At 60.8% G+C, this 10,310-nt stretch carries 8 protein-coding genes, 1 rRNA gene and 1 other RNA gene; all 10 read left to right on the top strand.

Annotation, left to right across the window (positions count from 1 at the left end; genetic code table 11):
* Positions 1-717: 717 nt before the first annotated feature.
* Positions 718-1,662, top strand: a complete 945-nt coding sequence (locus tag G7Y51_RS12230) for a J domain-containing protein (RefSeq protein WP_165177890.1) — start codon at positions 718-720, stop codon at positions 1,660-1,662.
* A gap of 18 nt (positions 1,663-1,680) precedes the next feature.
* The gene (locus G7Y51_RS12235) at positions 1,681-1,995 is read left to right on the top strand and encodes a chaperone modulator CbpM (RefSeq protein WP_165177892.1); all 315 of its coding nucleotides are present in this window, start codon (positions 1,681-1,683) and stop codon (positions 1,993-1,995) included.
* Between the two features lie 72 nt (positions 1,996-2,067).
* Entirely contained in the window at positions 2,068-4,668 is a 2,601-nt protein-coding gene (gene clpB, locus G7Y51_RS12240) for an ATP-dependent chaperone ClpB (RefSeq protein WP_165177894.1), read from the top strand.
* Between the two features lie 280 nt (positions 4,669-4,948).
* Positions 4,949-6,301 (top strand): bifunctional UDP-N-acetylglucosamine diphosphorylase/glucosamine-1-phosphate N-acetyltransferase GlmU, encoded by a 1,353-nt coding sequence (glmU, locus tag G7Y51_RS12250; protein ID WP_165177897.1) that lies wholly within the window; start codon positions 4,949-4,951, stop codon positions 6,299-6,301.
* Between the two features lie 457 nt (positions 6,302-6,758).
* Positions 6,759-7,004, top strand: coding sequence for a cell division protein ZapB (locus G7Y51_RS12255; protein ID WP_165067252.1), 246 nt, complete (start codon positions 6,759-6,761; stop codon positions 7,002-7,004).
* A gap of 6 nt (positions 7,005-7,010) precedes the next feature.
* The gene (locus tag G7Y51_RS12260; protein ID WP_165177899.1) at positions 7,011-7,283 is read left to right on the top strand and encodes a cell division protein ZapA; all 273 of its coding nucleotides are present in this window, start codon (positions 7,011-7,013) and stop codon (positions 7,281-7,283) included.
* A gap of 13 nt (positions 7,284-7,296) precedes the next feature.
* A non-coding RNA gene (gene ssrS, locus G7Y51_RS12265) (6S RNA) lies at positions 7,297-7,481 on the top strand.
* A 208-nt stretch (positions 7,482-7,689) separates the two neighbouring features.
* Positions 7,690-9,249 (top strand): ribonuclease Y, encoded by a 1,560-nt coding sequence (rny, locus tag G7Y51_RS12270; RefSeq protein ID WP_165177901.1) that lies wholly within the window; start codon positions 7,690-7,692, stop codon positions 9,247-9,249.
* Between the two features lie 2 nt (positions 9,250-9,251).
* Complete coding sequence (locus tag G7Y51_RS12275) at positions 9,252-9,860, top strand: TRIC cation channel family protein (RefSeq protein ID WP_165177903.1); 609 nt, start codon at positions 9,252-9,254, stop codon at positions 9,858-9,860.
* A gap of 330 nt (positions 9,861-10,190) precedes the next feature.
* A 16S ribosomal RNA gene (locus G7Y51_RS12280) occupies positions 10,191-10,310 on the top strand; the annotation flags it as partial.

Genomic DNA, 10,310 nt, shown 5'->3' on the forward strand with positions numbered 1-10,310 from the left:
CCGTGGAGTGGTGCGAGTAAATTGAAATCCACAATTCTTGCAGCGATACCGTTGTTTTCCCAGAATCTTTCCGCTTCGATATACCGTGCTGGCATGGCACTTGGGGCAGTCGGGCTTTGCTTCCATGGGCTCCTCCTTTTGGAGGAATATAACACATTTACATCATATTATTAATACCCTCGTTTTTTTGCCGCAAAGGCAAAAGTCCTCAATGGAAAAATCGCCCTCGGAGCATGTTACCTTTACAATGCTCTCACGCCGCATGTCTCCCTCAGGGAGACGAAAGCGCAGGCGTCGGGAAGCGCGGCTTTTGGAAAAATGTCTTGTCTTCCCGGTCGTAAAATTCAGAGTACAGACTGCGGCGTTCAGCCCATGCGCGATGAGCCGCATACACTTTGCTGCGCGGCGTGTTCTCGAAAAACTCCCGCGCTATAGGCCAGCCGCTATTTTATTATGGCAAAAGTGTTGACCTTGCCCGCAGCGGCCTTATTTTTTGTCGTTAGAGCGGTTTGCTGTTGAAAACGGCAACCGCTCTGGCGGCCGCGGGAGCGGACGCCCGCGCCGAATGAGCCTGAAAACCACGCTTTTCAGGCGCTTGTCCCGCTTGCGGGGACTTGTCCCGCTTGCGGGGAAATGATGGCAGCGCCGCTTTTGAAATTGAATAATTTCAAAAGCAAAATGCTCTAGTGTCACACCCGCACGGGGGGAGAGCAGAACATGGCAGTATCATATAAAGATTACTACAAATTGTTGGGCGTGGAGCGCGGGGCCAGGGCCGAGGATATTTCCAAGGCGTATAAAAAGCTGGCGCGCAAATACCATCCCGATCTTAATCCGGGCGACAAGCAGTCCGAAGAAAAATTCAAGGAAGTCAACGAAGCCTATGAGGTGCTCAAGGACCCGGAAAAGCGCAGGCTGTACGATCAACTTGGGCCTGACTGGCAGCATGGGCAGCAGTTCCAGGGCGCGCCGGGCTTTGGGAACGCGCATTTTACGTTTAACGGCAAGAGCTTTGACGGCTCCGGCTTTTCCGATTTTTTTGAAACCCTGTTCGGCGGCGCGGCCGGCGGCGCAGGCAGTGGCCGGGGCACGCAATTCGGCCCTGATCCTTTTGGCGGATTTTCCGCCCGGCAACGGCGCGGCCGCGATGTGGAGGCCGAGCTGCCCCTGAGTCTGGAGGAAGTGGCGCGCGGCGGTCGCCGTACTGTGACGCTGCAGATGCCCCAGGGGCCCAAAACACTGGAAGTTACTGTGCCCGCGGGCATTCGCGACGGCGCGAAACTACGCCTGGCCGGGCAGGGCGATCCAGTGCCCGGCGGCACGCCCGGCGATTTATTCCTTCGCGTGCGTTACCTGCCGCATCATCTGTTCAAGGTTGATGGCGACAGTCTGCAGTGCGACGTATGGCTCGCGCCGTGGGAAGCAACGCTGGGCGCCAAGGTGCCGGTGCCCACGCTGGAGGGCCAGGTGGAGCTGACCATCCCGCCCGGATCCAGTTCGGGCCGCAAGTTCCGCCTGCGCGGCAAAGGCATGGGCAGCGGCGTCAACCGCGGCGATCTGCTGGCAAGGGTAATGATCAAGGCGCCCGCCCAGTTGAGCGCGCCCGAGCGCGAGCTCTGGCAGAAGCTGGCGGACACATCGGCCTTTCAGGCTCGCGCCTAGCCAGGTGGAGGTGCTGATATGAGCATGACCAAAAAACCATCCTCGCTGCCTGCGCCGTCCGCGGTCATGGCCTGGGAGGAATTTGTGGAAATTACCGGCGTGGCGCCGGAGCGCCTGCAGGAGCTGCTTTCCCTGGGCTGGCTTGAAACCCGGACCAGCGCGACGCAAACATATCTGTTCCGCGACGCCGATATTTACAGAGTGCGCAAACTGGAGCGCATTTGCTGCGATTTTGAACTGCCGGTGGTGGGCGGCACGATCATTGTGGATTTGCTGGAGCGCATCGACGCGCTGGAGAGAACTGTGCGCAGCCTGCAGGGATTTGAAGAGTAGCCGCGGCGTTCGGCGCTGCGGTTTGCTGCTATGCCTCCGGGCCTGATGCCCCGGCATTGTGTGGAGGAAAAGATGGATATCAACAAATTTACGGAAAAAGCGCGCGAAGCGGTGAGCGAGGCCCAGACGATCGCCGCGGGCATGGGCCATCAGGGCACGGATGCCGAGCATCTGACTCTGGCCCTGGTGCAGCAGGAAAAGGGCATTGTGCCCCGCATTCTGGAACACATGGGCGTGCAGCCCAGGGCCCTGGCCGTGGCCCTGGAAACCGCGCTGCGCAAGCGGCCTTCGGTTTCCGGCGGCGGCATGGATCCCACCAGGATCATGATCACCCCGCGTCTGGCAAAGGTTTTGGGCGAAGCCCAGAACGAGGCCCGGCGCATGAAGGATGAATACGTCAGCGTGGATCATCTTTTCGCCGCGCTGACCGAGGTGGAGCCCTCCACTCCCCTGGGCCAGATTTTCAAGGAATACAAGCTCACCCGCGCGGGCTTTGTGCAAGCTATGGAAGAGCTGCGCGGCGGCGCGCACATCACCAGCGCCAATCCCGAAGATACGTTCGAGGCCCTGAGCAAGTATGCCCGGGATCTGGTGGAAGCTGCGCGCCAGGGCAAAATGGACCCGGTTATCGGCCGCGACGCGGAAATCCGCAGGGTGATACGCATTCTTTCGCGCCGCACCAAGAACAATCCGGTCTTGATCGGCGAGGCAGGGGTGGGCAAAACCGCCATCGTGGAAGGTCTGGCCTTTCGTATCGTCAAGGGCGACGTGCCTGAGGGGCTCAAGGGCCGCAAGCTCTACGCCCTGGACATGGGCGCGCTGATCGCCGGGGCCAAGTACCGCGGCGAGTTTGAAGAACGGCTCAAGGCCGTGCTCGGCGAGGTGGAAAAGAGCGAGGGCAACATCATCCTGTTCATCGACGAGCTGCATACCATTGTGGGCGCGGGCAAAACCGAAGGCTCCATGGATGCGGGCAATCTGCTCAAGCCCATGCTGGCGCGCGGCGAGCTGCATTGCATCGGCGCCACCACGGTGGACGAATACCGTAAGTATATTGAAAAAGATCCCGCCCTGGAGCGGCGCTTCCAGCCCGTGCTTGTGGAAGAACCTTCGGTGGAGGACACCATCTCCATTCTGCGCGGCCTGAAGGATCGCTTCGAGGTGCATCACGGGGTGCGGATCAGCGACTCGGCCATTGTGGAGGCCGTGGTGCTCTCCAACCGCTACATCACCGACCGCCAGTTGCCGGACAAGGCCATTGATCTCATCGACGAGGCCGCAGCCATGATCCGCACGGAGATCGATTCCCTGCCCGCCGATCTGGACGAGGTCAACCGCAAGGTCATGCAACTTGAAATTGAGCGGGAAGCCCTGCGCCGCGAGACTGACGAAGCCTCGCGCGAGCGCCTGGAACGGCTGGAAAATGAGCTCTCCGAGCTGCGCTCCCAGCAGGCCGGCATGCGCAAGCAGTGGGAAAGCGAAAAGGGTTCCATTGACAATGTGCGCAAGCTCAAGGAGCAGATTGAGCAGACCAGGCTGGCCATCGAGCAGGCCGAACGGGCCTATGACCTGAACAGGGCGGCCGAGCTCAAGTACTCAAAATTGCTGGAACTGGAGAAAAAACTGGCCGAGCTTTCGGGCGGCAGGCCCGAAGGCGGCCCGCGTTTGTTGCGCGAGGAAGTGCGCCCGGACGACGTGGCGGAAATCGTGGCCAAATGGACGGGCATCCCGGTCACCCGGCTGTTGGAATCCGAACGCGAAAAACTGCTCCGCCTGGGCGAAGAGCTGCACAAGCGGGTCGTGGGTCAGGACGAGGCGGTCACGGCCGTGGCCGATGCCGTGCTGCGCGCGCGGGCCGGGCTTTCCGATCCGGCGCGGCCCACGGGTTCCTTTATTTTCCTGGGGCCCACGGGCGTGGGCAAAACCGAGCTTTCCAAGGCCCTGGCCGAAGCGCTCTTCGACACCGAGGACAATATGGTGCGCCTGGACATGAGCGAGTACATGGAAAAGCATTCCGTCTCGCGGCTGATCGGCGCGCCTCCGGGCTATGTGGGCTATGACGAGGGCGGCCAGCTTACCGAGGCCGTGCGCCGCAAGCCCTATTCCGTGATTTTGTTCGACGAGATCGAAAAGGCGCATCCGGACGTGTTCAACACCTTGCTGCAATTGCTGGACGACGGGCGGCTGACGGACAGCCAGGGCCGCACCGTGGACTTCCGCAACTGCATTGTGATCATGACGTCCAATATCGGCTCCATGCATCTGCTGGACGGCATTTCGCCCGACGGCACGTTGAAAGAAGGCGCCCGGGAACAGGTCATGGATGAATTGCGCGCGCACTTCCGGCCAGAGTTTCTGAACCGGGTGGATGAAACCGTGGTCTTTCTGCCGCTCAGGCGGGATCAGATCGCGCGCATTGTGGAATTGCAGCTGGCGCGTCTGCGTCGTCGTCTGGAGGATCGCAAAATCAAGCTCTCCATGACCGACGCGGCACGGGATTTCATTGCCGGTGCGGGCTACGATCCGGTCTACGGGGCGCGCCCGCTCAAGCGCTATGTGCAACAGTATGTGGAAACGCCTCTGGCCCGTGAGCTGGTCAGCGGCAAGATCCGCGACGGCCAGCATGTGACCGTGGACGTCAGAGACTCCGGGCTGACCTTCAAGGCCCAATAGAGCATTTTGCTTTTGAAATTATTCAATTTCAAAAGCGGCGCTGCCGTCATTTCGCCTGAAAAGCGTGGTTTTCAGGCTCATTCGGCGCGGGCGTCCGCTTTCGCGGCCGCCAGAGCGGTTGCCGTTTTCAACAGCAAACCGCTCTAGCCTTTGCCGCGCAGGCGAAAGCTCTGGCAGACCGCGCCGGCCCTGGCGCGGCCTGCCTTGCCGTTTGCCGGGCAAGAGGCTATTACCGGTCTGTTTTGACGTACACGCCATCGGGCGGAGCAAGGAGTTGTTCATGACCAAAAACGCGGCTCTTATTCTGGCGGCCGGCAAGGGCACTCGCATGCATTCGGAGCGGCCCAAGGTTTTGCAGACTTTGTTGGGCGAGCCCATGCTGGCCTATGTGCGCGAAGCTCTGCGGCCGGTTTTCGGCGAGGAAATCTGGATGGTGGTGGGGCATCGGGCTGAAATGGTCCAGGCGGCCTTTCCGGATGCGCGCCTGGTGTTCCAGAGCGAGCAGCTCGGCACGGGTCATGCCCTGATGCAGGCTCTGCCTGCGCTTTCCGAGGCCGGTTGCAGCCATCTGCTGGTGGTCAACGGCGATGCGCCCTTGCTCTCCGAGGAACTGACGCGCGATTTTATGGCTGAGTCGGCCGGGGCGGACCTGGCCTTCGCAACGATTGTTCCGGATAATCCCGGCGCTTATGGGCGGGTGGTGCGCCAACAGGGCCGGGTGATCGGCATTGTGGAAGCCAGGGATTACGATCCGGCCCGCTACGGCCCGGAAAGCGGCGAAGTCAACGCCGGCATGTACTGGCTCAATCTGGCCGCGGTGGAAAGCCTGCTGCCGCGCCTGAGCAACGACAACAAGAGCGGCGAATACTACATCACGGATCTGATCGGCCTGGCCGTAGCGGGAAAGTATACTGTCCGCGGCGTGCAGTGCGGCCGTGACGACAGCCTGCTGGGCGTCAATTCTCCCCTGGAGCTTTCCCGTCTGGAAGAAGTGCTGCGCGCCCGCACAGCGGAACAGTTGCTGGCCGCGGGCGTCATCCTGCATGCGCCGGATCTGGTGCGGGTGAGCCCTCTGGCCAGGGTGGAGCCGGGCGCGGAGCTGACCGGCCCCTGCGAAGTCAGCGGCCGCACGGAAATCCGGCGCGGCGCGTCTGTGGCTTCGCATTGCGTGCTGCGCGACAGCCTGATCGGCACGAGCGCCGAGATACGTTCCTTTTCGCACCTTGACGGCGCACGGGTGGGCGAGGGCGCGCTGGTCGGGCCTTTTGCGCGCTTGCGGCCCGGCGCTGTGCTGGAAGCCGACTCCCATGTGGGCAACTTCGTGGAACTTAAAAAGGCCCGCCTGGGCAAAGGAGCCAAGGCCAATCACCTGAGTTATCTGGGCGACGCCCAGATTGGCGCGGGGGCCAATATCGGCGCGGGCACAATCACATGTAATTATGACGGCAGGCACAAGTACCAGACAAAAATCGGAGAAAAGGCCTTTATCGGCAGCAATACGGCGTTGGTGGCGCCGGTCAGCGTCGGCGACAATGCCCTGGTGGGCGCGGGTTCGGTGATCACCAGGGACGTGCCCGGCAATGAAATGGGCATAGCCCGCAGTCGTCAGAAGAATTTGCCGCGCAGGGGGTGACGGTCCGGGGTTGCGGCGTAGCGCGAAGGACTGCTGTCGCCATCCGTAACGCCCTGCGGGCGAACGGCTGCCGCAGCCCGCAGCCGCCAGAAGAATCTGCCGCGCAGGGGGTGAAGGTCCGGGGTTGCGACGTAGCGCCAGGGACTGCTGTCGCCATCCGTAACGCCCTGCGGGCGAACGGCTGCCGCAACCCGCGGCCGTCAGAAAAATCTGCCGCGCAGGGGGTGAAGGTTCGGGGTTGTGCGCCTTTTACGCGTATGGCTGCGCTGCTGGCGGAAAAAAATTCCTTCCCGGATCTGCAGGAAATGGCTTGCGCCCTGAGAGCCGCGTATCTTGCCGTTTTTCTCCTTTTCCGCGCCTGCCGCCGCAGCCTTTGCTGCCGCGCCCGGAGCTTTTTTTGCTTTGCAGGGTACCATCCATTCTTGCCAAGCCTGGGGGGCGGTGCTATCTACAGACTATGGAACTTCTGGAACGGCTTGAATCGCATGTTACGGCGCTTCTCGCAACGCTGGACCGCCTCAAGGCGGAGAATGCGCGTCTTCGCGCCGAATCTTCCGCTCTTGTGGCGGAAAAGGCGGTTCTGGAAGAGGAAAACCGCAAGCTGCATGAATCCTTTGCCAAGGAAGAAGCCTTGCGCACTGAGGCGCTCAAGCGAATTGACGCCCTGTTGCGCAGGATTCAGGAGCATGACAGCATTGAGTAGGTTTTTGTGAGCCAGGGAAACATCAACCTTACCGTTCTCGGTCTTGAGATAGCATTCAGGCCCGGTGCCGACATGGAGCGCGTCAAACGCGCCGTGCGGCTGGTGGAAGAACGGTTTGCAGACCAGAAGCTGAGGTCCCACGGAGGGCAGAGCAAGGACATTCTGCTCACCTTTCTGGCCCTTGGACTGGCGGATGAGTTGTTGCAATCGCAGAAAAAGTCGGCTGATGTGCAGAATCGCATCAGTTCCCTGCTTTCACAGATAGAGGAATCCGTTTAGACTCTTTTGGGCGTTTTCCCTGGGGTGTGCGTGATTTATGCCTCGGTGCTAACCTGACAAGCATTGAACAATGGGAGCCGTCTCTGCTTTTTGTGTGCATGCCCGGCATGGCCGGGAAGCCTGAGAAAAGCATACAGGCGCCCGACCTGGGAAACCAGGTTCTGCACCGCATGCATGACACGGCGCTCTGGGGATTATGCCGGAGTTCCTTAGGAGTTCTCCAGGTTCGGCGCGCCTGTTCAGGCGTCGTCTCTGCTGCGCGACACATCCTTGTGCCGGTTTTCTCCGGCGTCCAGCCAGGGTCACAGGAGCCCTTCGGGCAATATCGTTGCGGCAGCCGCGTTTTTCAAGGCGGCTGCCGGTGTTCGCCGGGTTCGGCCCGCAGTTGTAAAGAGAGGCTGGTTTCATGGATATTTTGTTTATTTTTGCGCTCGCTGCGGCCGTCCTGGTGGGGGCATCGGTCGGCGTAGTGGGCCACCGCTGGGTGGCCGCCAAGCGCATCGGCGATGCCGATGATCTGGCCAAGCGCATTGTGGCGGAGGCGCGCAAGGAGGCCCAGGCCCAGAAAAAGGAAATTCTGCTTCAGGGGCAGGATGATCTGTTCAATCAAAAGCGCGAGCTGGAAAACGAATTCAAGGAACGGGAGCGCGAAGTCAAAATTCGTGAGCGCAAGCTGGAGGAAATGGGCGGCCGCCTTGAGGAAAAGCTGGAAAAGGCCACGGGCAAAGAGCACGAGCTCCTGGCAACGGAAAAAGATCTGGCCCGCAAGGAACGCCAACTGTCCGAGTCCGAGGCGTTTTTGCAGGCCCGCATAGAAGAGCAGGAAGAGCGTTTGGCCCAGATCGCCGGTTTTACCGCCGAAGAGGCCAAGGCCCGCCTTTTCTCGGAAATCGAGGCCAAAACCCGGCACGAGTCGGCGCGGATGATCCGCCAGATTGAAATGGAAGCTCGTGAAACCGCGGATCGCAAGGCCAAGGAAATCCTCTGCAATGTCATCCAGCGTTACGCCGGCGACTATGTGAACGAACAGACGGTCACTGCCGTGTCCCTGCCCAGCGAAGACATGAAGGGCCGGATCATCGGCCGCGAAGGGCGCAATATCCGCGCCCTGGAGGCAGCCACGGGCGTGGATCTGATCATCGACGACACCCCGGAAACCGTGATCCTCTCCGCGTACAGCCCCTTGCGCCGTCAGGTGGCCAAAATGGCTCTGGAACGTCTGATCCAGGACGGGCGCATCCATCCGGCCCGCATTGAGGATATTGTTCAGAAATGCGAGACGGAACTGGACGTGCAGGTGCGCGAAGTGGGCGAACAGGCCACCTTTGACGCCGGGGTGCACGGCATCCATCCGGAAATCGTGCGCCTGCTCGGTCAATTGCGCTACCGGACTTCCTTTACGCAGAACGTGTTGCAGCACTCTTTGGAAGTCTCCGCGCTCTGCGGCATGATGGCCGCGGAACTGGGCATGGACGTCAAAAAAGCCAAGCGCGCTGGCCTGCTGCATGACATCGGCAAGGCCGTGGATCATGAAGTTGAGGGCCCTCACGCCCTGATCGGCGCGGATCTGGCGAAAAAGTACAATGAAAGTCAGGAGATTATCCACGCCATTGCCGCCCATCATGAGGATCAGCGGCCCTCCACGGCCCTGGCCGTCCTGGTGCAGGCGGCGGACTCCATCTCAGGGGCCAGACCCGGCGCTCGCAAGGAACTGCTGGAAAACTACGTCAAGCGCCTGGAGGAGCTGGAAGGCATTGCCACCGGCTTCGACGGGGTGACAAAGGCCTATGCCATTCAGGCCGGGCGTGAAATCCGGGTCATGGTCAATTCCGACAACGTGGACGACGATACCACATATATCCTTTGCAAGGATATTGCCGAAAAAATCGAAAAAAATCTGACCTATCCGGGCCAGATCCGCGTCACCGTGATCCGTGAGCGCCGGGCCGTGGGCTTTGCCAAATAGCCATGATCTTTGCACAGGGCCTTGCGCCCATCTTTATTCTGGATCTGGCGGCCGGCGTTTTGCTGGCCGCCGCCGCATCCTGCCGCAGCCGTGCCTGCGGCAACCATGTCACCGGCGCGGCCGTGCTGGGTTGTCTGGCAGGCCTGGCGGCGCCTTTGCTGCGCGACTGCCTCCTGGGCTTTGGGGCTCTGCCCCTGAATCGGGGCGAATACCTTGCCGCGGCCGTGTTTGGCGCTTTGGCCGGGGCCCTGTTCGGCAATCTTTCCGGCAGGGCATGGCGCTTTTTTTACTGGTCGGATTCTCTCGGCCTGGCCCTGGCCGCGTGCGTGGGCACATCGCGAGGCCTGGCGTTCGGTCTGGGGCTGAGCGGTTGCCTGCTGCTGGGGGTTCTGGCCGGTCTGGCCGGGGGATTGGTGCGCGATATGGCGCTGGGCGATGTGGCCCGCGCGGTGGAGGAAAGCCTGTATGCCACGGCCGCGGCCCTGGGAGCCCTGCTGACTCTGGCCCTTTCGCTCTACGCCCCGCTGCCGGACTGGCAGAGCGTGCTGGCTGGAGCCGCGCTGGTGCTGCTGCTGCGTTTGTTGCCCAGACGTACAGGGATGGGCGCGTGAAGCCTGAAATTACTTTTTCAGCAAAATAAACCAGTTGGCAATAAATTTAAAAATAAGCCTCTGGTGGTGTTGACACGCGAAGCCGAAATGTCTATCTTGCACTTTCCGCGACAAACGAGTTTCCACACAGCCCTGGCCGGGAAAAAATTTTCCGCCTGAGCAAAAAATGTGTTGACAGCTTGTCGGGGATGGTGCATAAGTCTGCACCGCGCCGCTGGAAAGCGGCAGGGGGAGACCTCCCGGTGGTTCATTGACAAGTGAATAGCGAGTGGGAAGAAAGAGTCTTTGAGATTCTGATTTCTGCGAAAGCGGGAATCTAAGTACAGATTTGAACTGGAGAGTTTGATTCTGGCTCAGATTGAACGCTGGCGGCGTGCTTAACACATGCAAGTCGAACGCGAAAGGGGCTTCGGCCCTGAGTAGAGTGGCGCACGGGTGAGTAACGCGTGG

Origin of the sequence: Desulfovibrio sp. ZJ369 (assembly GCF_011039085.1) — a bacterium.
In the GTDB taxonomy this organism is placed as follows: domain Bacteria; phylum Desulfobacterota; class Desulfovibrionia; order Desulfovibrionales; family Desulfovibrionaceae; genus Desulfovibrio.